This is a genomic window from Paenibacillus sp. GYB003 (assembly GCF_036577625.1).
Lineage (GTDB): Bacteria > Bacillota > Bacilli > Paenibacillales > NBRC-103111 > Paenibacillus_AB.
Window position 1 is genome coordinate 121,902 of sequence record NZ_JARBDC010000069.1, and the last position, 22,382, is coordinate 144,283.

The window sequence follows — 22,382 nt, forward strand, 5'->3', positions numbered from 1 at the left end:
GCGATAGAACAACGTTTTTCCGATCGGGCCGGTTGTTAAGGCTCTGTTTCGGTTCATTTCCCTAACTTGCCTTTCCTTTGGACGTGCTGATCAAACGACTCTAGCCGCGCTTCAAATTGTTGGGGGCTCATTCCAAAAACCTGATTTAGTAGCTCGAACTGCTCCGGGTAAGGCCCTTCCCCCTCTTTGCGGTGCGCCAACTCGCTTGAACTCAAAACCTCTTGCAGTGCCGAAAGAAATACGATTTCATGGAGCCATTTGAATTGTTCCTCCGTTACGACTTCCCCGAACTTCAGACTCATCAATTCTTGATAATTGTTCATGCTATTCCGTCTCCTTGGATTTCATAATGCCTCGGAAAAATAGGTTTGCGGTATGTCGGATGTATACGTCTGCCGGCATACTCCTTACCATCACCATCTCTTTATACAAATGCGGCTCAAATAAGTTAATGAAGGCCGAAGACATAAACTCGACCGGCAATTCGGGCTCAAATAACCCTTTTCTTATTCCTTCGTTCAAAATCTCATGGATGCCGCTAAAGATTTGGGGGAGCATTTCATTGATCTCCGTTTCGTACGATTTGAAGATCGTTGTCATGTCGGAACCGCTCTTCAGCAAAAATTGGAAAAAGGCTCCTGTCAATTCGCGCTTAAGGAGATACATGAGCTTTTCTTTCGGACCGTCCGAAAGAGCTTTCGCTTCTTCGACGGAACTGAGAAACGACTGCATCTTGGGCTTTACCAACGCATACGCAAGGTCTTCTTTTTTGGGGAAGTGTAGGTATAGTGTACCTTTGGCAACACCAACCCCAGCAGCAATTTCATCCATACTGACATCATGGTAGCCTTTTTCCAGCATCACTCTCTCCGCGTAATGTAAAATAAGCCGTTCTCGATCCTCACGCTGTTTTTCCTTCAAAGAAATTTTTGGAGTCATACCTTGTACCCCCTATTTTTAGAATTTATATTCATTAATTGACTTTAAAGTCATTATATTAAAGCGTGTTAAAAATTTCAAATGCTTTTTCTTTTTTTTCTATATAATCGTTTCCTTGTCGAGCGTTTCGAATCGGAGCTTACTTCTGCGGGTCCCACATCGCACAGCAAGCAGGGGCCGTCCGGCCGGACAACAGGGCGTACCCTTCCTCCATAAGAGATTTGTGTTAGAGAAAAAAACTCAAAGCACACCAAAGAAAGCCATAGGCCCTCAAAGGAGTGCTTCTCCCTATCGATCGGCTTAGGTTGCGTGTCCGGTATTCCGTTCAACAGTTGGCGAACGCTTGCCGGACATCGAGTCATGGTTCAGGTGGCTTCGCGCCCGCTTTCGTGAAGCTTTCTGTATTGTCCCGGCGTAACCCCTTCCATCCTTTTGAACTTGGCGATCAGGTTCGAGACACCCAAGTAGCCCGAGTCGAGGACGATGTCCCGGACCGTTTTGTCCGAATTGCGCAATTCCCGCTTCATCTCTTCAATGCGCAGCCTCAGCACGAGGTCGGTAAACGTGAAGCCCGTTCGTTCCTTGATCGCCCTGCTCAGGCAGGAGGCGGACATGCCGAGCCGATGCGCCAGCTCCTTCAAGCTGATATTGCTCGATCGGTAATGTGAATGAATGTAACGGACAACTTCATTCGTCAGTTCTTCGGAAGACAATCCCGAGCATTTCGACCTGCCTTCCCACGGATGCTTCTTCTCGACTTTCTGGACGACGATCATTTGGTGTCCAGGCTTGAGAAGGGCGCTGATATCGACGGTTTCTCCTTCCTCGAAGCGCAGAAACCGTTCGCTTCCCTCCTTCCCGTTGATCCACAGCACGAAAGAAACGGACGCATAGGGTCCGTCCCGGTCCCGAGAATCGGCTTGTACAGGCTTTACCTTCAAGTACATTTTCCTTCACCTCCAAGCGGGCGTTTCGCATGTCGTGGAAATGGTCATGTTCGTTTCGCGCCTTCATCATACCGAAACGGAGAGCCGGAAAAATGACACTTTTTGGCCGGAACCGGTACGTTTTTTGAAATATTGCATGGCGAAAAGGCGGATCGCATCCGATCCGCCCGCTACCTATCGGTATAACCGTATTTTCGCCGCGCTGCCGTCGGCGCTCTTCTCCACGACCTCGATCTTCAGCCCGTGCTGCGGCAGCACGCGCCCCGCGTCCGGATAAAGCGGGTTTCGGTAGCTGTTACTATCGTCGAATAGCGGTACGGCCTGCACGTACGTATCCGAGATCGACTTGTAGCTGACGTCGTAATGGAAGGGCGAGCTGTCCGACGTGTTGAAGGCGGCGTCATGAAGCTGGAACTGCAGCTCGCCGAGCGAGCCGTCACTCCATTTCAGCACGTGCTGATCGGCATCGACAACGCCTAAAAACCCGCCTTCCATCGTCCAGTTGTTCACGCCGTACGTTTCGTCGACGTACCAGACAAGAAGTCCTTCGTCGTACGACAGGCCGTTGCCGTAACGGATCGAGCTCAGCCCGGCGTCGAATCCGGTATGCGTTCGCCACTCCAGCAAGTAGTAGCGGATCGTCCGGTCGATGCCGTCGCTTTTGATGAACCCGTTCAAAGTGAAAGCGGGAACGCCTTCCGCATTGTCCGTCAACAGGACGTTGCCGTCGGCCGTTATGCGCAGATCGTCGACATAAAGGCCCAAGCTCCGGCTGTTGAAGAAGCGGTTGCCGTTCAGGGAGCCCGTGTACGTCGCCGAATCGGTCGTGAACCGGATGCGCAGTTCGATTTGCTGGCCGGCATAGGCAGATAAATTGAACGCCGCATCCACCCAAGTGCCGTACGTTTTGCCGCGAATGCCGACCGGTGTCGACGAGGTGGCGCCGAGTGTAATGTTGGTCAGGTTGCCCGGTACCGACGTCCATTGGGTCGCGCCGGCCGGCTTCACTTCGACGGCGGCGAGGTCTTTCGCGCCGACGATATGGTACGACGCTTTGAAATTCAGCCATACTTGCGACCGGCCCCGCAAATCGACGGCCGCGGTCATCGTCGAATCGACACCGTTCCCTCGCCCGCTGAAATAAGCATAAGTAGCGCTTTGGACCGTGGCCACACGGGTCGGCAAATTGACGCGAATGACGTCGTTATTCGTACCCTTCATGGAAGCTTGGTCCAGAAGCAGCTCTAGACCGGTTGCGCTCAAAGCTTCGGCGTTCACCGCCGTCCCGCTCGACCAATTTCCCCCGAGCGTCGCCTGCAGGAACGCTTTGTCCCACGGGTTGAACCCGGACGGCGACGTCCCTGCCGGCTTGCCGGCCCACGCGCCTTTATCCATAATCGACCAGTACGAGATCGGCGGCGCCGGCCGCTCGTCCGGCAAGCCCAGATCGTGCGCGTATTCGTGCGCGAGAATGCCGGGAGCGACCGCCTCGTCCACGACCATGTAGTTGAACGCCTTCATCGTCGAGCCGGGAATCGGGTCGAAGTTCAGCATGCTCCATCTCCGGGCCCACAGGGCATCCGTGCCGATCAGACCGCCCCCCGTCTCTTCCCCGAGACCGGAGTGAATGACGTATAGATGGTCGATCACGCCGTCGGGCTCGTCGTAGATGCCGTCCTTGTCTAAATCGTACCGGTCCTCGACGTCAAACTGCGTCAGATCGACGGTCGGATCTTGTGCGGCCGCTTCCAAAGCTTCCTTGACAAGCTCGATGTAACGCTGCTGCGTCTCGGTGTTGGCCCCGTAATAGGAGGCCGATTTTTTGGCTTTGTACCAGCCGCCGACCTGGCCGGTCAGCGTGTAGCTTCCGCCGGACTGTTCCTCATAATATTGCCGAACGGATTGCAAGGCTTCGCCGTTTGGACCCGTATAACCGTTCGGGCTGAAAATCATGTTCTCATAGTGCTGATTCGAGTAGTCCGGGTAATAGTGGCTCGTTTCCTCCGGCTTGAGGCTGTTGTGGTAATAGTCGGGAAATTCGATCAGCAGCACGAGCAGCTTCGCTTCGCGCACCGGGCCGTTCCACGGCTCCGGCGTCGCCGGACTTACTCCGCCCCCCGTCAAGCCGTTTTTCCCGAACTGTCCGGGCGGGCCGTACACGGACGCCGTTAGCGACCGCATCTCCGCCATTTTGCGGACGCCCTCCGCGAACCGGTTTTGCTCCCGGATCGCCATTTCCTCCTGTACGGGCGATTCCGCCTCGAATCCGGCGGCATGCATCCCAACCTCCGTCTGCCGCGTCAAACCGCCTAACCCCGCATCTGAAGTAAAGGCCGGTTCCGGTTTGGCTCCGGCACCGCTCCCGCCGTTCGCAAGCACTCCCGCCGGAACGCAAAGCGAAACGCCGAGTACGGCCGCGGCCCAAAGCGCCGTCAATTTCCTTCGTTTCACCATCATCACTCCCCATATTCATCTAGCGACGCCTGCTTGTTCTCCACCGCCTATCCGCATGGCGAACGGCCGTCCGTGCTCCCCTCCTTTCCGCCTTGTCCGTTTTCGCCTCTGCTTCCAGCGTAATGGAAGCGATGACCCGCGTATATATCCGGTTCTTTCCGGACATATCCGGTTGTTGCCGGACCGGGCCTCCGAACGAAGACACACGAAAAACCGCGCATGCGTTTGCATGCGCGGTTTTTCGCATCATATCCGGTTTCGGGCCCTCTCAATACGAGCGGATTACTTTTCGCACCGCCATGGCGATATCGTGCATGGCCCGTTCGTCCGAGAGCAGCAAGTTTTGGGTGAGCCAGACGCTTTCGTTGGCGCAAAGCCGCTCGCAGATCGGACAATCGTAGATGCGCTCCTCGCCCGTCCACTCCTTTGTCGCCCGAATAACGGCTTCATTGCGGTTCAACGGCACATACCCGCCATAGAGCGGCACGCCTTCCGCCATCACCTTTTTACAAAAATCGTCCTTGTCGACCCGCTCGGCCAACTCCGGCGCGAGCTTGAATATATACAGATGGTACGCGTGCCTCGTCATGCGCGGATCGCGCCTGAGCAGCCGGACGCCTTCGATTTCGCCGAGCAGCTCGTCGAGCAGCGCCGCATTCGCCTCGCGCCTGCGCATTTGCTCCTCGAGACGGGTCAGCTGCGCAAGGGCCACAGCGGCCTGCAGCTCCGTCATCCGGTAATTTTGTCCGATTTTTTCGTGTTGGTACCATGCGCCGTTCGGCACGCGTCCGACATTGCAGACCGACCACGCGTTGCTCCAATACCGCTCGTCGTTGGTCGTGATCATGCCTCCTTCACCGGACGTCAAGTTTTTGCTGGACTGCAGGCTGAACGTGCCCAAATCCCCGATGGAGCCGACTCCTTTGCCCTCCCACCTGGCGCCGACAGCCTGCGCCGCATCCTCGATCAACACGAGACCGTGCCGATCGGCGATTTCCTTCAAGCGGGTCATATTCGCCGGCGCTCCGGCTACATGGACGGCAATGATGGCCTTCGTCCTCGGGCCGACGCGTTCCTCCGCTTTGGCGGGATCGATCAGCATCGTATCCTCCTCGATGTCGGCGAAAACGGGTATGACGCCGTAAGCCAATGCCGCAGACGCGGTCGCGATGAACGTGTACGGCGGGACGATGACTTCGTCGCCGGGTTTGACGCCGGCCGCTTGCAGCGCCACCGTGATCGCCACGGTGCCGTTGACGACGCTGATCGCGCGGGAAGCATCCTGCATGGCGGCGAATTTCCGTTCCAGCTCGGGAAGCTTCGGCTGGTAAGCGGCGTTTTTGACCGCGCCGGAACCGCCCCATTTGCCCGACGCGATGACCTCCTTGAGCAATTGCACTTCCAAATCCCCGAAAATCGGCCACTCGGCGAAGCCGCCCGTTCTTACGGGAGTGCCGCCGTCTATCGCCAGTTTTTCCATAAGGCTTCCTTTCTCCTCTCGCTTGCGCCGGATTCGTGTTCATCGTAACGGAAACGCCCTGCGGGAACGTGCTATTTCTTTCCCTGCTGTTGCCGAATTTTTACGAATATCCCTTTAACGGGGTTCGCGTTCGCCTCCATTGCGAACGATTCAGGATAAAACGAGCGGCACCGGCTTTCCGGTCCGCGACGATTCGTACGCCGCGACCGCGACCGCCGCCGATCGCAGCCCGTCTTCGCCCGTGACGGCTACGTTCCTCCCTTCCTTCACCGCCTCGACGAACTCACCGATCATGAACCGCTCCATGCCGTCCCCCCAATAGCTCCACTCGGCTCGCGGCTTGTCGTTGCGGTATACTTCGTTCCGCTGGGCGAACGCATTCAGTTCGATGGCGCCATCCGTGCCGATGACGTGCATCGCGACGTCGGCGCTACCGGGATAGCTCGGCACCCGCGACCAGCTCGGATCCAATACGCCGATGACGCCGTCCGCGTATCGGACGTGAATCATGGCCGCGTCCTCGACATCCAGCTCGCGGTGAAACAGCGTCCCCGCCTCGGCGTACACTTCGACGGGGACGGAGCCCGTAAACCAATTCATCAGGTCCATCAGATGAACCGTGTGATCCATGATCGCGCCGCCGCCGGAAAGCGCGCGGTCGACGAACCATCGGCCCGACATGCGGCCGCGGTTCGTCCCTTTGATCGCCAGCAGCCGGCCGATTTCCCCGCGGTCGACCGCCGTCTTCGCCTCGGCGACGGCCGGCAAGTAGCGGCACGGATACGCGGTCATAAGCTGCACGCCGCTGTCGCGGCAAGCCGCGATCATCGCCCGCATGTCCGCGATCGTGGTGGCGAGCGGCTTCTCGCACAGCACATGCTTGCCGGCCGCGGCCGCGTCGAGCGCCAGCGGGGCGTGCCGCGCATTCTCCGAACAGATGACGACGGCATCCACATCGGCGGCGAGCAGTTCGGCGTGATTGCCGTAGAAGGTCAGACCGTAGCGGTCCGTCACCGACTGCACGCGTTCCCGCGACTCGTCGTACACGCCGGTTACGACGACGTCCGACCGGTTCATCAGCTCGTTCAGAAACGTAAACGCATGGGAATGCGCGAAGCTGATCATGCCGATTTTCACTTTGTCCTTCATTCGCGTTCCTCCTTGCACAGCGGATTAACCGCTCGCCAGCCGCACCGGCATGCCCGTCCGGGCGGAGCGCGCGACCGCCGAGGCGAGCTCCACCGCCTTGACGGCGTCCTCCGCCGTCATAACGGGCTCGCAGCGGTCGCGGATACAGGCGATCGCATGCTCGAGCGCCGACTGCCGGGTCGGCTTCGCCACCGGTCCCGGCGGCATGGCGGCGCTGTCGTCCGCATCCGGCTTCGCGGCCGTATCGTCGTTGCCGGCTTCGTCCGATTTGCGCAATCCCGCCTTGCGTACGACGAGCGACCGGGACGCCCGGCTGTCGGCCCGCAGCAGACCGTTCGAGCCGGCCAGCTCCGCCTCGGTCCCGGACGGCCCCGGATAACCGAGCACCGTCTCCAAATTGACGATCGCTCCGCCGCACAGCCGCAGCGTGGCCGTCATATAGTGCAGGCGGTCCGTCCGCCTGTCCGCGGCGAAGACGGTTTTCACGTCCCCGAGCGTCCACCGGACGAAATCGAGGTCATGGAGCATATGGTCGAAGACGAGGTCCGTGCCGGCGGCGCGCGAATCGCTCCCTGCCACTCGCTTCAAATGGCCGACGCCGATCGCGCCGATCGCGCCGGATACGGCGTGGCGGCGCAAATTCGCATATTCGGGCGAAAAGCGCAGCGGATGCTCGACGAACAGCTTCACGCCGCACCGTTCGCACGCATCCGCGATTCGCCGCGCCTCCTCCGGATCGAACGACAGCGGCTTCCCGCAAACGACATGCAATCCCCGTTCCGCCGCACGCCGCACGTACGGTTCGCGCAACCGTGCCGGAATCGCCAGGCATACGACGTCCGCGCGTCCGGACGCGAGCAGGTCGTCATACGAACGATACGGAGCCGCCCCGTACTTTGCCGCCGCCATCTCCGGCGGTTCGTCAAGATCGCAGACGGCGGCCAAGCGGACTCCCGCGATGCGGGACAGCGTTTCCGCATAGGAAAGGCCGACCGGCCCGAGGCCGACAATGGCCGCATTCATACGCTCCCCTCCCCCGATTGCGGACGGATCATGTCCGCGAGCGCCGCCCTGAAGTCACGGTCCGACGCCGGGTCGAGCCTGGACGGCATATGGAAATAATACGTGGACAAATCGGACTCGTATCCTCGGTACGGATGCTGCTCCGCGGTAGGCACGTAGCCGATCATCCCGTTCGTATAGGCCACCGGAAGCACATTCCCCGCGGACAACCGCTTCATGTACAGCCCATAGTCGACGACCACCTCCGCGTTCATCGTCAAGAGCGTTAAACCGTCGGCCACATCGAGCCGCGTCATCTCCATGCCGAGCGCCGCAGGCCGTTCGTCGTACCGTTCGAGCATGTACGAGGCCCATTCGTCATAAGGCGGCTCTCCCGCGGCCGCAACGGCGGCCAGCCGCTCCCGGTCCGGCAGCGGGAGCAGCTTGAGCGGCACCGTCCGGTATAGGCCGCGCAGCGCGCACGATGCAAGCGGCTTCATCGACGACGCCAGCACGTCCGATACCGTATCGGCGAGCTTCTCGCCGAAATACGCCATCTTCTCGCGATCCGTCGCCGCCTCGGAGGGGGCGGACGATTTGGAAATGGCGATGTCGCCGCAGCAGCCTTGCAAATATAGACATACCGAACCTTCGTGTTCCCGCTCCAACCGTTCCGTCGCATAGCCGGCGAATTCGGCCGACACCTCGTTTTCGGTCGATGTGATCGGATGGCAGGCGTAATGGACGATCAGCGCCTTCGTCCGCCCGTCTTCGGTCCGGAACCGGACGACGTTCACTTCCGGGTCCATCGGCCCGTTGGGATTCGGCCCGCCGTACACCTTGCCGTCGGCATACCGTCTGCGCTGCACGCCAATGCGGCTTTCCCCCGTCCCGCGTTCGATCGAGACCGGCTCGAGATTGCCCGCCGCTGAGTCGATCGCTTCCAGCAGCCGTTCTTCCAAAAAAGCCACGTAGGCGGAATTCGCCCTGCCGAGCATCCGGTGGAACGTACTGCACGTCTGCGGGCCGGAATGGCTGTGGGTCGCGTTCAGCACGATACGTTCGGGACCGAGCCCCCACCGCGCCTTCAACCGTTCGCGGATGCCCGCCATCCGGTCCGATCCCCACCAGATCAGGTCGGCGGCCGCGACGACCGCCTGGCGGACGGTCCCGTCCGCGTCCTTCTGTCGAAAAAACAGCACTTTGACGTAAATATCGCTCTCGATCCGCTCGAACGGCTTGTTGCCGCGAACGGCAAACCCGGCGAGCGGCACCGGCTCGGTCGGCGTAATATCCGCTTTTGCGGCGCCCACATACAGTTTCATGGCAATCACCTACTCTTTCAGCGAGCCAAGCATCGCGCCTTTGACGAAATGCTTCTGGATAAACGGATATACGAACAATATCGGGACAGTCGCTACCAAAATGATGCCCGCCTTCAGCTGTTCCGGCGTCGCCGGCACCGCAATCTCCGCTGCGCCTCCGGCTACGTCGACCGCGGTAGCGGCGCCGTTTTCCACGATCAGACTGCGGAGCACGACCTGGAGCGGGTACAAATCCTTGTTCCGGATGTAGATGATGGCGCCGAAGTACGAATTCCACAGCCCGACCACATGAAACAGACTGAGCGTGGCGATGACCGGCGCAGACAGCGGAAGCGCGATTTTGGCGTATACGGAACATTCGCCGCTGCCGTCGATTTTGGCGGCGTCGAACAGCTCCGACGAAATCCCTTGAAAAAACGTTTTCATGATTATGACCGAAAACGCGCTCAAAGCGCCGGGAATCATAAGCGCCCACAGCGTATTTTCCAACCCGAGCGAGCGGACGAGCATATAGTTCGGTATGAGCGGCGACGTAAACACAAGGGTGACGAGAACTCCCTGCAGCACCCATTTGCGCATCGGCATGTTGGGCCGGGACAGCGCGTACGAGAACGAGGTCGTAAACGCCAAAAATATGAGCGTCCCCATCGCGCATAAATAAACCGAGATGCCGAACGATCGCCACAACCGGTCCAACGACAAAATTTCCTTGTAGGCGACAAGGCTGAACCCTTTCGGCCACAGACCGACCAGCTTGGCATTCGCGTAGACCGGATCGCTTAGCGAAACCGCGAGCAAATGAATCATCGGGGCGACCATCGTGAAGCATGCAAGGACCAAAATCGTTCCGTTCCATAACGGAAACCAGCGATCCGTTCGATATGCCGGCATATCGCAGGCTCCTTTCTAGTAGATGCTTTCGCCTGTCGTTTTTTTGCTGACCGCATTCAGGACGACGATGAGCAGCAGCCCGACGAGCGCCTGGAATATGCCGATCGCCGTCGTATAGCTGAACTGGGCGCCCAGCAGGCCGACCCGGTACACGTACGTATCGATCACCTCCGCCGCCTCGCGGTTGACCGGATTGATGAACACGAGCACCTGCTCCGCGTTGGCCTCCAGCACCCCGCCGATCCGGAGCAGGAACAGCACGACGATCGTGGGCACGAGCGACGGCAGCGTAATGTGCCGCATTTGCCGCAGCCGGCTCGCGCCGTCGACCCTAGCCGCCTCGTACAGGTTCGGGTTGACGCCGGCGAGCGCCGCCAAATACAAAATCGTCCCCCAGCCCACTTCCTTCCAGATCGAAATGAAAACAAGAACGGGCCGGAAATATCCCGGCTCCGTCAAAAACTGCTGAGGGTTCATCCCGAACGACGCCAGCGTCATGTTGACGATGCCCGTAGCCGAAAGCAAATTCAGAAAGATGCCTCCCACGATGATCCAGGACAAAAAGTGCGGCAAATAGAGCAGCGTTTGCACCGGCCGCTTGAACCACATGCTTCGGACCTCATTCAGCAGCAGGGCGAGGACGAGCGGCGCGGGGAACCCGAATACGATCGAATAGAAGCTGAGCAGCAGCGTATTGCGCAATATTTGGTAAAACTCGGGGTATTGGAACATCGTCGCGAAATGTTTGAAACCGACCCAGTCGCTGCCGAAAAAGCCTTTGAACATGTTGAAATCCTGAAACGCCATGACGTTGCCAAGCAGCGGGACGTACTTGAAGACGACAAAATGCAGAATGCCGGGCAAGGCGATCAGAAGGAGGGAAATCTTTTCAACGGTCAGCCTTTTCCGAGCCATGGATGCGTCTCCCCCTTCCGGTTCCGGTTATTTTTTGTGAAAATCGGCATACCATTTGGTCGCTTCCTTGATCGCTTCGTCGCCGCCCCGGCGCTTCCACTCTTTCACGAATCCGTCGAACGCCGCATCGAGCGGTTCTTTGCCGGTAATCGCCTTCGCGAACATATCCATGAACAGCGTTCCCGTCCCTACGCCGGGCACAAGCTCGGGCCTCGTCTGAAACGCTTTGAGGGCGGGCATGAACAGGCCGTCATGCTCGTAAATTTCCTCCTCGGCGATTTTTTTGCCGGCGAACAGCTTATCCTTGTTCGGCTCCAGCTCGAGGAGCTTCGGCGATACCGTTCCGAGATAGATCGGGTTGATCGAGTATTGGTAGAAGACCCACGGCATGTTGCCGTTGTCATCGTTTGCCGGGCTCGTCTTCGACCATTTGATGCCGCCGGCTTCGACCGTGTAATTTTTGTCCTTGATCCCGTATGCGAAAAACGTTTGCGCCTCCTGCGAAGACCAAGCCCAGTCGAGAAACTTGATCGCTTCGGCCGCTTTTTTCGAGGAAGACGGGATGACCCAGACGTAGACGATCTGGTCGTTGCGCGGCGTCAACCCGTGCTTGCCGCCAGGGCCGACCGGTCCGTTGATCATGTCCAGCTTGACGTTCGGTTGGTTTACGAACTTTTCTTTCGGGTAGGACACGTTGTACGCCGTAAAGTCGTACATCCAGGAGCCGGCTTTGCCGTTCAGAATGCCTGCCACCCAATCGTCGAGCTTCGCGGTGAAAAAGTCCGGGTTGATGTACTTGTTGTCGTACATCGTCTTCCACCATTTGACCGCTTCCTTCATCTCCGGCTGAATGATGCCGGGCTGCAGCTGGCCGTCGCGGAACGTCCACTCGGCCGGATGGTAGCCGAACTCCTTGAAGAACACGTCGCTGTAGGAAAGCCCGTTGCGTACGTAAAAGCCGTACTCGTCGTTCGGATCCCCGTTCCCGTTCATATCCTGCGACTTGACCGCCTCGAAATATGTCGTCCATTCGTCGAGCGTTCGCGGCTGCTTCATCCCCAGTTTGTCCAGCCAATCTTGCCGGATGTACAGGACCCGCTGGGCCGGCAGCGGATTCGGATACGGGATGGCGTAAATTTTGCCGTTTTTGGATACCTTCGGGCTGTTCCATGCCGCCTGCGGCACGTTTTTCTTAATGTTCGGGCCGTACTTGTCGATCAAGGGGCCAAGCTCCGTAAAGATGCCGTTCTCTACCGCGCCGGGATGCATCTGGGCGTCGATATCCGTCGTGCGGATCAAATCGGCCAATTCTCCGGAAACGAACCGAAGGGTCAGCTGCTGCGTGAAATCGGTGTGGCCCAGAAACTCCCATTTGACGGTATAGCCCGACAGCCTGTTCAGCTCCTGGATGTAAGGATCGTTATCCTTTACTTGCTGGGCGTATTTCGCTCCCGCGTGCGAATTGAGTATGTGGAGCGAAACCGGCCCGCTGCCCCCGCCTTCGCCCGCTCCTTCTTTCGTCTCCCCGGAGCAGGCGGACAACGTCACGCCCGTGCCGACGGCAATGGCTGTGAAGGCGGCCAGAAAACGTTTTCGTTTCATACGGCAAGACCCCTTTCCGTTTCTGAAATGATCGGGAGGCGCTGGCGCCTCTGCGCTGACGATGACGGATTTTTTTCAGCATATCCGTTCGAGGGCGGGCAAACATGTCATTTTTTATTTGCCACCTGCATTGTTTTTGAAAAAAATATCCCCTCCCTGCGCGTATGCTCGCCGGCGGTTCGAGTATGGTACAATAAAGGCGATGCCCCGGTTCACACGATCTTGACGGAAAGGCGGAATTCCGATGTCTGGTATACCCGTTTACCAAGATTGTCTGGCACTCGGAAAGTTCGGCGACGGCCAACTACCGTTCTACATTCTGCACTTTTCGAAAATGAGGACGCAGCTGCACCATCACGATTTCGTCGAGCTGTTTCTGGTTGTCGGTGGAAGCGGTTTCGAAATCATCAACGGCTACCGGCACGTGCTGCGGCCGGGCACCGTCTCCTTCTTGCTGCCGCATCACATCCATTACATTCAGAGCCATCCGGATGCGCCGTTGGAAATTTACTCGTGCATGTTCGACATGAACATTTTGTTCCATTCGACCTGCGACCTTCCGATCGGCCACGATCTGCTTACATCCGGGCAGGATTTGCCGTCGCATTACGAGCTGAATGCGGAGCAGACAAAGGCACTGGAGCAAATTATGATCCGCCTGACGGAAGAGTACGATAGCGACAAATACGGCCGGGAATCGATCATCCGCGCGAAATTGATCGAGGCGCTCGTGCTCGTCGTACGCACCCATCGGGAGAAACGGAACCCGCCGGCCCCCACGGTACCCGGATCGAAGAACAACATTTGGGATATCGTCCGCTTTGTGCATATGCGGTATAACGAACCGATCACGCTCAATTCGCTGGCGCGGACCTTCAATTGGAGCCCGTCCTATATAAGCCGTTCGTTCAAGGAGCACGTCGGAGAGACGTTTATCAAATATTTGCATATGCTGCGCATCGTCAGGGCGGCCAGCCTGCTGTCCACGTCAACGATGAGCATTTCGGCCATATCGGCGGAGGTCGGGTTCGAGCATTTCCGGACATTTTTCCGCGTGTTCAAGGAAATCAAGGGCATGTCCCCGAAGGAGTACCGCCGGAAGCATCTGAAATCCCGCCCGTAACGGCGGTCCGGTCCGGAAGAAAGGCCGCTTTTTCGGCAATTCTCCCGTATCGAAAAAAAATCGCCGATATTAGCAGTCTTTTGAGACTCGTAAATGGAGGCGAAACGATGCCGAACGGCGATTTCGCAGCAAATAAGAGTCTCGAACGTCTTCTAATTTTCCAAAAAGTTCATTTTTAAAGAAAATAGCAGTCCCGAAGGACTGCTATTTTCATAATGCCGGACCGAGCGGAGCTTCAACTGCAACCGGCGTGGGGGGCAGCGGCTGATGCCGCGGCAGTTTGTCCCGCTTCTGTTAGTTTTCGTTTCCGTTCGACCGTCCCGCCTGACCGGGCGGGGTGCGGTTGACGGTAATCGTGTACGTTTTCGACGTGCCGTCCGGCGCCGTCACGACGATCGGAATCGTCAAGCTGCCGATCGGCAGCTTGATCTCGCCGGTCGGCCGGCCGCTTGCCGCCGGCTCGCCGTTCACCGTAACGGCGGCCCGCGCATCGGCGGCGGTCGGCACGATCGCGATTTTCGGCACGCCGGCGAACAGATCGACCGTATAGTCGGTCCGGTCCGGAGAGAACACCGGCGCCAGCTGCCCGGCCGACAAGGCGAGCGCGCCCAAATCGGGGTTCATCAGCCGCTTCACCGTGACGGTGTACGTTTTCGTCGCGCCGTTCTGGGCGGCGACCGTGACGGCGATCGGGTTGTCGCCCGTCTGCAGCGGAATGTCCGCCGACGGCTTGCCGCTGCGCACGGCGGCGCCGTTCACCGTAATGCCCGCGTATTGGTCCGCCGCCGTCGGCGTTACGCGGACCGCATAGACGTCGTGCGTCACCGTCGCCTCGTAGGCGGTCGTTTCCGGCGAAAACGCCGGGGCGATCGCCGCGCCGCCGACCGTCAGCGCGCTCAAGTCGGGGCTGCGCGACGGATTGACGATCAAGTAAGGCGCGTATCCGTCGTACACGCTGCCGCGTATGCGGACGAGCGTATTTTTCGTATTCGGGTCCATGATCCGGAACGTCGCGGTCCGATCGCCGTCCATCCGGGAGCGGACGAAGCCGGTAACATCCACGGCGTACCAGCCGGCGGAGCCGACCGCAACCGTTCCGACGGGAACCGAGCCCGCTTTCGGCCGGTTGTTCCAGTTGACGGTCGATTCGCTCCATGCCGCCGACGCGTAAGCGTCGATCGACAGCGTGACCGGCTTAGCCGTTTGTTCGTCCACGTAAAAGTACAGCTTCGCTTCCTGCACGTCCGCATCCAGGAAGCCGGAGAAGTCGGTCTTCAAGTAGGCGATCCGGTCTCCGCCCCCGGACGCGCCCGGGATGTCGACGACTTCGAGCAGCGGCTTGCCGCCGAAGTTTTCGAGCGGCCGCGTCTCGTATACGTACGCCGCTTCCGTAACCGGGAATACGTTCGTCGTCTCCCCGGCGCGAACGACGACGACCGTGTACGCCGCCACGGCGCCGCTTCGTTCCGTCACTTCGACGACGATCTCGTTGCGCCCGACCGCGAGCGGCACGACCGGCGAAGCCGAGCCGGAGACGACCGGAACGCCGTTCACCGTTATCGCCGCATCCGCGGACGCCGCCGTCGGCGTTACCGTAACGCCGCTCGTTTCGTTGTCGACGCCGGCGCTGTACATCATCCGGTACGGCGCGAATTCCGGTTCGAGCGCGACGCCGGAGACGGACAGTCCCGCAAGGCCTTCCCCGTCCGCGGGAAGCAACGTCGCCTCCGCCGGCCTGTCGTACGCCTTCGCCCAATAGTAGCCCGGAGCGTCGATGCTGCGCGCCATGAACCCGACCTGCCGGCCGGCCGGGATCGGCTCCGAGCTCGCCGTATAGACGCCGGCCGCCGTCGTCGGCGCCGTCACGTATTTGCCGCCGGAGTAGGTGAAGCGGCCGCCGACGTTCGCGGCTACCGCCGCGCCGGTCGCGTAATCGGCCACCTTCAGCGTCGCGGTGGCGCCGCTGCCGTTATAGGCGACCTTCATGCCGCTGACGACAAGCGGCTTCAGCGTCGTCGTCCCCGTTCGGGCCGACGTTTCCGCGGATGCGGGGCCGATATTGCCCCGGACGTCGACGGCCGCCACCTTGTAGTAATATGTCGTATCGGGCAGCAGGCCGGTATCCTGGAACGTCAAGCTTCTCGATTTCCCCGCCAAGTTGGCCGGACCGGGCGTAAAGCCGCTGACCGTGCCGCGGTATACCAAATATTGATCCACTTCGGTATTGTCGTACGCTCTGCCGTACCGGACCGTAATCTGCTTGTAATCGACCGTCTGCGCCGTCGGATTCGCGCTGACCGCGGTCGGCGGCGCGGTATCGGCCGGAGGCGTCCAAACCGTCGCCCCGGGGCCCCAATACGACGGCAGCGCCCGCAGCGAATCGTACTGGTGGACGGCGATTCCCCCGAACGACGCATGGCCCCCGAACGCGGCGTATACTTTGTCCAGCTCCTGCTCCATCGCCGTCCGTCCTTTTTGCCGGAACGTGACGTCGTACGGATCGGCGGTGTTCGCCACGTCGATCGTCTCCACGCCGATGACGACCGAGTTCGGCTTGCCGATCGAATCCGCGTATTCAATCTCGCCGCGGGCGCTGGCGATCAGCCCGTTCGAGCCGTCCGCCGTATCCCGGTAATCCATGATCGAAATGTAATCGGCGACGTCCTGAATATGCTCGGACAGCGGCTTAACCGCGCCGTTCCAATCGATGCCGGCGGCATCGACGGACGTGTCGTACCATCGCGGAATCGCCGGACCGATCGCAAGACCGACTTCGGCCGCATTTCGCCTTTGGATCATTTTCGCGAGCAAGTCCAAGTACTGCTTCTGCAAAAAGCGGTCCGGGCTTTTGAAATCCGGCGAAATGTACGGCTCGATGTCGACGTTGACGCCGTCGAACCGGGCGTCCGCGGGCGAAGCGAGATTGTAGTTGATCACCTTCTCGACCTGCCGGATCGCCTTGTCGTGATACTGGGCGTACGCCCCCAAATACGGCGGCGTCGTGCCTCCGGCGATCAGGGCGTGCACCTGGAAGCCGTTCCGGTGCGCCCAAGCGACGAAATCGCGCGCTTTCCCCGGCTCCTGCTCCAAAATGTCGACGCCGCTAAATCCGCCGACCGCGAGGTAAAGCGTCGTGATCGGGTCCGATCCGAACGTGGCGGTGTCTTTGGCGAACGCGTCCAGCACCGTCCGCGACCCCGGATTCAGAAACAGATTGTAGGCGGCCGGTTCCCAAATCCACATCGCCCGGTCCTGCTTCCGGACGGCGACCGGCTCGTTTTCGCCCGAGCCCGTTATCGCGTACGTCGTCATGCTGTACCCGGTTTTCCCCGTCGTGTCGGTCGCCTTCGCCTCGATCGAGGTCGTTTTGTCGCCGAGTCCCGAGCTGTCCCAGAGCAGCTCGTAGTACGCGCCGTTTTTCGCCGCCGTCTGCCAAGGCCCGCCGCCGATCCGCACCTGCACGCTTCCGAGCGGGTTCGCCGCATAAACCGCCACCTGGACGGCAACGCTGCCGCTTACCGCGGAGCCGTCGGCCGGACTCGCGATCGCCACCTGCGGCACCTGGACCGGATCGTGATCGACCCGCAGCCTGACCGGGGCCGACCAGACGCCCGATCGCGTCGCCACGTCCGTTCCTTTCGCCCGCAGCTCGATTTCGCCGCCGTATTGGCCGGCGTTCAGGTCGTACGTCCACGTCCCCTTATAGTCCGCGTCCGGGTCGTCGGCCGCGACGTCCGCCTGCTTCGCCCCGTTGATGACGAGCTTGATGTCGGTCGCGCCGTCGAACGTTCCGGAGATGCGCACCGTCTGCGCGGGCACGGTCGTCCCGTCCGCCGGCGAATCGATCGTTACGGCCGAGGCGGCGCGGGCGGGGGCCGGCGCGATCCAGACGCCGGCGCCCGCGACGAGCGCGCAGAGCAGCCCGAGAGCGGCCGCGCGGGGAAGCTTGAACCGGGAGTTGAGCATGACTACTTCGCTCCTTCTTCGATTTGGAATGGGGTCGCTTCGCTTCCGGCGCTCGGCCCTTTATTTGGCCATCTGCGCCTCGATATCTTTGTTCGTTTTCTCTTCCTGCTCGCGAAGCGCCGTGTTGACGTCCTTCTCCTTGAGCAGAACGGCGTTGTACGCGTTGTTCAAGTTGTTGAAGGCGATATTTTGGTATTTGCTGACCGGAGCGGCCGGAGCGAACTGCTTCGGCAAAAACGACTGCGTGTTTTTGTTTTTCATGAACGGAATGTCCGCGCCGTACGACTTCATCGCCTCGCGGCTTTTCAATACCGGGAAAATGCCGTTTTTGGCCAAATGCGTCTGGAATTCGTCCGTCGTCAAATACGCGATGACGGAAAACGCGTCGTCCTTATGCTTGCTCGCATTGTTGATATAGAAGTAGGTCGGGTACGACTGCGGCCCGACGTTCGGCTGCTCCTTGTAGACCGGGTACGAGACGACGTCCCAGTTCAGCCCTTCCTTGAAGCGGACCGAGCCGAGCGTGCTGAGCGCGAGAAACATCGCCGTCGTCTGGTCTTTGTCGAACGATTGGATCTGCTTCGTATAGCCGACCGTGTCTTTGTTCACTTCGTTATGCTGGATTTCGTAAAATTTCGTGAGCGTCTCGAACACGTTTTTGAACGATTCGTTCGTAAACGCCGCCTTGTTCGTTTTCGTATCGACGTACGGGACCGACCTCGCGTTCAGCAGCGACGTATGGGAGAACGAAAGGCCGAGCCCTTTGTACGTCACCGATCCGTCGGTGCGCGACATTTTTTTGGCCAGCTCGTACGTATCCTCCCACGTCATGCCGTCCTTCGGGTACGGGACGCCGAACTTGTCGAACAAATCTTTGTTGTAGTAAAGCGCCAGCGTCGTCGTGAAGACCGGAAGCCCGTATATGCCGCCGTTCGCGATTTGCTTTTGGATGTCGAGCGTCACCGGCTCGAGGACGGACGTGTCGTAACCGTTTTTCTTGATCAGGTCGGATATGTCGTATTCCATCTTGTAGTTCAGCAGCGTCTCCGACGTTTGGCCGATCGAGTTGAACAATATGTCGATCGGCTGGCCGGTCGTAATGAGCTTATCGAGCGACGTATCTTTGGTCAGCGCGATAAATTTCGGCGTCACGTGCGGAAACTTCGCTTTGATTTTGTCGCCGAACGTTTTGTTGAAACCGTTTTCATCGAAGTCCCCGGAAGTCGAATAAAACACAAGCTCGACCGGTTCCCGCTTTGCGTCTAGCTTCGTTCCCCCCGGCTGCGCGGCGTTTCCTCCGGCCGTCTCTTGCGGCTTGGAGCCGCAGCCCGCCAATGCGGCGCCGAAAACTAACGCGGCGGCGGCGGCAAGCAGTGCACGTTTTTGACTCATGGTCGTCCGTTCTCCCCTTTTTCGCTATCGATCGAATTCATTCGTTATCGTATCAAAATTGTTTTATACTGGGTATGAACGATGTGCTGATAAGATGAACGATTTGATGATCGAACCGGGAGTGAGCGGAATTGACACCAAGCGATCGCGGCAAGCCGCAGTCGGAAGTGCTTCACGCGGACTACGCCTACCACTATAAACCGTATCAAACGGCGAAACGGATGCTCAACTACTACTATTTCCGGCTTCAGGTCGAAGGCGGATGCATGGCGTTTGTCGGCGGCCAAACCGTTCCGGTCGGTCCGGGCGATTTGCTGCTGTACCGGCCCGGCGACGTCGCCTTCTTTCAATTCGTTCGTCCCCCCGGGCAGCCGGCCGGCAAATCGCTTCTGAGCGGCAATTATTACATGTCGTGCCGCGGGGCGTGGCTCGACGAATGGTGGGCCCGGACGCCCGTCCCCCAGCGGATGAAAATTCCGCTGAGCGACAGCCTGCTGGCCGTTTTCAAGGAAATCGTCCAGGAGCACCGGAGGGCGATGCCGCACAAGGCGGAAATTTCCGACTATCTTCTGCGCGTGCTGTGCCGCATGATCGAACGGTCGGTCCCGGACGCGAACCGACAGGACGACAACCCGTCGCAGCTCGTCGGACGGATGAAGCAGTATATTACGGAAAACGCGACTTCCCCTTTCCGGCTCGAAGACGTGGCGAATTATGCGGGCATCAGCGTCCCTTACGCGGTCGCCCTGTTCAAGGCGGCATGCAATCAGACGATCATGCAGTACGCGAAGGAGGTGCGGCTGTCGATCGCCTGCGACCGGATCAAATTTACGGTGACGAACTTGGAGCGGATCGCCGAATCGACGGGGTTCGGCAGCTATACGTATTTTCACCGGGTGTTCCGCGCGAAGTTCGGCATGTCGCCGAAGCAGTACCGCGAGCGGCATTAACGGCGGCGGCCGGACCGCCCTTTACTTCCGCCGGGGCATGCTCGAAGGGCGGCGAACCGGACTCGCGTATTTCATCCGCTGCGCGGCCGAATCGTACCTGAAGCCGGGTTCGTAGAGGAACGGTTCGTTTCCAAACTCCCCATCGCATCGGGATATTCAAACTACCGGTAAAACGTCCCGTTATTTTGCCAGCCTCCCCTTTTCCGGCCGCATTAGCGGGAAAACCTCACGATAGTTTTCGCCGAATCGCGCTTTTTGCCGCTGTGCTGCCGCTTTACCGGGAAGAGTTTTTCCCGTTCGTCCGAACCAACCGCTATTTCGAGACGAAATAGCGGGACGTATTCCGGTTATCTTCCGGATGCCGGGCATGGCCAAGTAACCGCCGGATACAAATGTCAGGCCCTTCCGCTGTTACCGCCCCATCCGCGGCAAAACCACGATTCGCCGCTCGGGAACCGCGATGTCATTTTTTCAAAACGAGCGGCTCCATCTCCCGCAGCGTGGTACGCCCCCATTGCTCCATAAGCCGGCAATAACTTTCCGCGTCGTGCATCTGCGCGTCCACATCGGCGATCGTCATCGTCCAGGCCACCTTGGGAAGAGGCGGCGCATCCGCCGGCCTTCGAATTCCCTTGTCGCGTCCCGGTCCTTGGGCTGCATCCCGGCGAATCATCTCCGTCGTGAAGCCTTCCTCCAAATATTTTCGCAGCGCGGCTTGGGCCCAGACATACAATTCATCGCTGTAGCCCTCATGCTGTACCATGTAGCAGGCAACGGTGAGAAAATGAACCCGACCGTAACCGGGATCGGCGAACTCGAGTGCCAGAAATTCGCCGAAAATCGATTCGCACGTTTTCTCCCCGGTATGAACGGCGCCGCACTTTGTACACATTTGCTGCATCAATATCACCTCCTGTCGCATTTCATCATAGTCTTGATGGAGACGAACTCCGATTTTTGCCTACCTGCGCAACGCTCCCCCATGCCGGCTTGATCCACTGCCGTCCTTCTACTTCCTTTCCATTTCAAGGATGTCCCGCCAAGGGAGGGATAACGCCGACGCAATTTCAATACCGGTCGTTTCTAAATATCGTTGGACCGTATGATATCCCGCTTCGAAGCCCGCAAGGTGAGGAATTCCGAAAGTCGGATGCCCCTGTGCGGCAAGGAGCGGATCGCCGTAAAGATAGGCGGCGACAATGTTCGCTTCCGTACGTTCCGAATGTGCAATGATCAGTTCGCAAGCATATTGGAGTTCCTCCCGCGTCAATGGAACAACATCCGGAGACCGGAAGCTGCCTGCCTGGATTCGGGTTCCGTAAATGTTGATCGGAACGTCGTCATAGCTTGTCTTGCCGTAATAGCCTGCAAGTTCGGCAAGCGTTTCTCCCCAGTCGTCCGGAGGCATAAAATGAATCAACGCCGGGAATTCCGCATCCGAAAAAACGGTATGTATAAAAGCTGCGGCTAAGCCTTCCATAACAACAGCTTCACCAAGCGAGATCGCGGAATCTTCGTTTCGGGCCGTTCGCCGAATTCCATGGATGAAGCTCCTTGCGAGAATATAACCCAGACGACGGAGATTCCCCGCCGAGGGCCATATACGAACAAACAAATAACCCGGTGCCCGTCCATAACAGCTTATACCCGAACCGTTCATCATCAAAGTTCCGTTTGCACAATCCGCCGGAACAATGGCGACAACGAGACGATCCGGCAAAAGACGAGAAGGAACGGCTTTCGCCAATATCTCCAACGTTTTCGCGATCCGATCGGCGAGTTGTCGCCGTTCCGATTCGTCAAAACTCCATTCCGTCGCTTCCAAGCTCCTGGTCGGGTTAAACAATCCGTATTGCTGCTGGGCTTCCAAAATATCGATGCCGTCGCTTCTTACGGCGGACAACATATCGAAATCCTGAAATCCATGCCGTCCTTTTGCATTCCTTACCAAAGAAATGAAGCCTTGCTCGCTTTCGGCCCATTCCAAGAATCGCGGTAACAGTTCTTCGGCTTTGAACCGTTTCGTAAAGGCATCGTACAGAATCGGCAATGTATTGTGAACAATGATTTGCATATGTTTCCCTCGCGTGCGGAAGTGATCTATCCCTATTGTAAGCTTAATCCCCCCGATTGAAATAGTATAAGGGTTAACGCTGCGTTAAAGTCAATTGTCGTTTTCGGATACGGAGTCGAATGGAAGGCATAAACAGAAACGGCAGTCCGGCGCCTCCAATCGGGTCCCGAACT

The 22,382-nt window shown here is 58.8% G+C and carries 17 protein-coding genes; 2 read left to right on the forward strand and 15 right to left on the reverse strand.

Annotated elements, in window-relative coordinates; genetic code table 11:
• Nucleotides 1-53 precede the first annotated feature (53 nt).
• The 11 genes from PV407_RS22210 to PV407_RS22260 all read right to left on the reverse strand — a co-directional run bounded on the left by PV407_RS22210 (nt 54) and on the right by PV407_RS22260 (nt 12,704).
• Nucleotides 54-323 carry a hypothetical protein gene (locus tag PV407_RS22210; RefSeq protein ID WP_332092185.1) on the reverse strand — a complete coding sequence of 90 codons (270 nt, stop codon included), beginning with the start codon at nt 321-323 and terminating at the stop codon, nt 54-56.
• A 1-nt stretch (nt 324) separates the two neighbouring features.
• Nucleotides 325-939 carry a TetR/AcrR family transcriptional regulator gene (locus PV407_RS22215; protein WP_332092186.1) on the reverse strand — a complete coding sequence of 205 codons (615 nt, stop codon included), beginning with the start codon at nt 937-939 and terminating at the stop codon, nt 325-327.
• A gap of 365 nt (nt 940-1,304) precedes the next feature.
• Entirely contained in the window at nt 1,305-1,886 is a 582-nt protein-coding gene (locus PV407_RS22220) for a helix-turn-helix domain-containing protein (protein WP_332092187.1), read from the reverse strand.
• A 174-nt stretch (nt 1,887-2,060) separates the two neighbouring features.
• Nucleotides 2,061-4,166, reverse strand: a complete 2,106-nt coding sequence (locus tag PV407_RS22225; RefSeq protein ID WP_332092188.1) for an immune inhibitor A domain-containing protein — start codon at nt 4,164-4,166, stop codon at nt 2,061-2,063.
• 442 nt (nt 4,167-4,608) lie between these two features.
• Nucleotides 4,609-5,820 (reverse strand): DegT/DnrJ/EryC1/StrS family aminotransferase, encoded by a 1,212-nt coding sequence (locus tag PV407_RS22230; protein WP_332092189.1) that lies wholly within the window; start codon nt 5,818-5,820, stop codon nt 4,609-4,611.
• Between the two features lie 150 nt (nt 5,821-5,970).
• Nucleotides 5,971-6,969 (reverse strand): Gfo/Idh/MocA family protein, encoded by a 999-nt coding sequence (locus PV407_RS22235; protein WP_332092190.1) that lies wholly within the window; start codon nt 6,967-6,969, stop codon nt 5,971-5,973.
• Between the two features lie 24 nt (nt 6,970-6,993).
• Nucleotides 6,994-7,992: a Gfo/Idh/MocA family protein gene (locus PV407_RS22240; RefSeq protein ID WP_332092191.1), complete on the reverse strand. Its 999-nt coding sequence runs from the start codon at nt 7,990-7,992 to the stop codon at nt 6,994-6,996.
• Nucleotides 7,989-9,296 carry a neutral/alkaline non-lysosomal ceramidase N-terminal domain-containing protein gene (locus PV407_RS22245; RefSeq protein ID WP_332092192.1) on the reverse strand — a complete coding sequence of 436 codons (1,308 nt, stop codon included), beginning with the start codon at nt 9,294-9,296 and terminating at the stop codon, nt 7,989-7,991. Before PV407_RS22245 ends, PV407_RS22240 begins: the two co-directional genes overlap by 4 nt.
• Before the next feature lie 9 nt (nt 9,297-9,305).
• Nucleotides 9,306-10,187 (reverse strand): carbohydrate ABC transporter permease, encoded by an 882-nt coding sequence (locus tag PV407_RS22250; RefSeq protein ID WP_332092193.1) that lies wholly within the window; start codon nt 10,185-10,187, stop codon nt 9,306-9,308.
• 15 nt (nt 10,188-10,202) lie between these two features.
• Nucleotides 10,203-11,102 carry an ABC transporter permease gene (locus PV407_RS22255; protein WP_332092194.1) on the reverse strand — a complete coding sequence of 300 codons (900 nt, stop codon included), beginning with the start codon at nt 11,100-11,102 and terminating at the stop codon, nt 10,203-10,205.
• Between the two features lie 27 nt (nt 11,103-11,129).
• On the reverse strand, nt 11,130-12,704 hold the full coding sequence (locus tag PV407_RS22260) for an extracellular solute-binding protein (protein WP_332092195.1): 1,575 nt from the start codon (nt 12,702-12,704) through the stop codon (nt 11,130-11,132).
• Nucleotides 12,705-12,948: 244 nt separating this feature from the next.
• Between PV407_RS22260 and PV407_RS22265 the strand changes: the two genes are divergently transcribed.
• Nucleotides 12,949-13,827 carry a helix-turn-helix transcriptional regulator gene (locus tag PV407_RS22265; RefSeq protein ID WP_332092196.1) on the forward strand — a complete coding sequence of 293 codons (879 nt, stop codon included), beginning with the start codon at nt 12,949-12,951 and terminating at the stop codon, nt 13,825-13,827.
• A 294-nt stretch (nt 13,828-14,121) separates the two neighbouring features.
• Here PV407_RS22265 and PV407_RS22270 read toward each other — a convergent pair whose 3' ends face one another.
• A complete protein-coding gene (locus tag PV407_RS22270) occupies nt 14,122-17,793 on the reverse strand; it encodes a cadherin-like beta sandwich domain-containing protein (RefSeq protein WP_332092197.1) in 3,672 nt (1,223 codons plus the stop codon).
• A 60-nt stretch (nt 17,794-17,853) separates the two neighbouring features.
• The gene (locus tag PV407_RS22275) at nt 17,854-19,185 is read right to left on the reverse strand and encodes an ABC transporter substrate-binding protein (RefSeq protein ID WP_332092198.1); all 1,332 of its coding nucleotides are present in this window, start codon (nt 19,183-19,185) and stop codon (nt 17,854-17,856) included.
• Nucleotides 19,186-19,316: 131 nt separating this feature from the next.
• Between PV407_RS22275 and PV407_RS22280 the strand changes: the two genes are divergently transcribed.
• The gene (locus PV407_RS22280) at nt 19,317-20,135 is read left to right on the forward strand and encodes an AraC family transcriptional regulator (protein ID WP_332092199.1); all 819 of its coding nucleotides are present in this window, start codon (nt 19,317-19,319) and stop codon (nt 20,133-20,135) included.
• 463 nt (nt 20,136-20,598) lie between these two features.
• Here PV407_RS22280 and PV407_RS22285 read toward each other — a convergent pair whose 3' ends face one another.
• Nucleotides 20,599-21,036, reverse strand: coding sequence for a DUF5946 family protein (locus PV407_RS22285; RefSeq protein WP_332092200.1), 438 nt, complete (start codon nt 21,034-21,036; stop codon nt 20,599-20,601).
• Between the two features lie 108 nt (nt 21,037-21,144).
• Complete coding sequence (locus PV407_RS22290) at nt 21,145-22,209, reverse strand: DUF2268 domain-containing putative Zn-dependent protease (RefSeq protein ID WP_332092201.1); 1,065 nt, start codon at nt 22,207-22,209, stop codon at nt 21,145-21,147.
• Nucleotides 22,210-22,382 lie beyond the last annotated feature (173 nt).

Bases quoted from the DNA above. Each gene is read 5' to 3' on its own strand.
- PV407_RS22290 (WP_332092201.1), bottom strand. From the start codon at position 22,209: ATGCAAATCATTGTTCACAATACATTGCCGATTCTGTACGATGCCTTT.
- PV407_RS22265 (WP_332092196.1), top strand. From the start codon at position 12,949: ATGTCTGGTATACCCGTTTACCAAGATTGTCTGGCACTCGGAAAGTTC.
- PV407_RS22230 (WP_332092189.1), bottom strand. From the start codon at position 5,820: ATGGAAAAACTGGCGATAGACGGCGGCACTCCCGTAAGAACGGGCGGC.
- PV407_RS22260 (WP_332092195.1), bottom strand. From the start codon at position 12,704: ATGAAACGAAAACGTTTTCTGGCCGCCTTCACAGCCATTGCCGTCGGC.
- PV407_RS22250 (WP_332092193.1), bottom strand. From the start codon at position 10,187: ATGCCGGCATATCGAACGGATCGCTGGTTTCCGTTATGGAACGGAACG.
- PV407_RS22285 (WP_332092200.1), bottom strand. From the start codon at position 21,036: ATGCAGCAAATGTGTACAAAGTGCGGCGCCGTTCATACCGGGGAGAAA.
- PV407_RS22210 (WP_332092185.1), bottom strand. From the start codon at position 323: ATGAACAATTATCAAGAATTGATGAGTCTGAAGTTCGGGGAAGTCGTA.
- PV407_RS22225 (WP_332092188.1), bottom strand. From the start codon at position 4,166: ATGCATGCCGCCGGATTCGAGGCGGAATCGCCCGTACAGGAGGAAATG.
- PV407_RS22275 (WP_332092198.1), bottom strand. From the start codon at position 19,185: ATGAGTCAAAAACGTGCACTGCTTGCCGCCGCCGCCGCGTTAGTTTTC.
- PV407_RS22270 (WP_332092197.1), bottom strand. From the start codon at position 17,793: ATGCTCAACTCCCGGTTCAAGCTTCCCCGCGCGGCCGCTCTCGGGCTG.
- PV407_RS22220 (WP_332092187.1), bottom strand. From the start codon at position 1,886: ATGTACTTGAAGGTAAAGCCTGTACAAGCCGATTCTCGGGACCGGGAC.
- PV407_RS22245 (WP_332092192.1), bottom strand. From the start codon at position 9,296: ATGAAACTGTATGTGGGCGCCGCAAAAGCGGATATTACGCCGACCGAG.
- PV407_RS22215 (WP_332092186.1), bottom strand. From the start codon at position 939: ATGACTCCAAAAATTTCTTTGAAGGAAAAACAGCGTGAGGATCGAGAA.
- PV407_RS22240 (WP_332092191.1), bottom strand. From the start codon at position 7,992: ATGAATGCGGCCATTGTCGGCCTCGGGCCGGTCGGCCTTTCCTATGCG.
- PV407_RS22235 (WP_332092190.1), bottom strand. From the start codon at position 6,969: ATGAAGGACAAAGTGAAAATCGGCATGATCAGCTTCGCGCATTCCCAT.
- PV407_RS22255 (WP_332092194.1), bottom strand. From the start codon at position 11,102: ATGGCTCGGAAAAGGCTGACCGTTGAAAAGATTTCCCTCCTTCTGATC.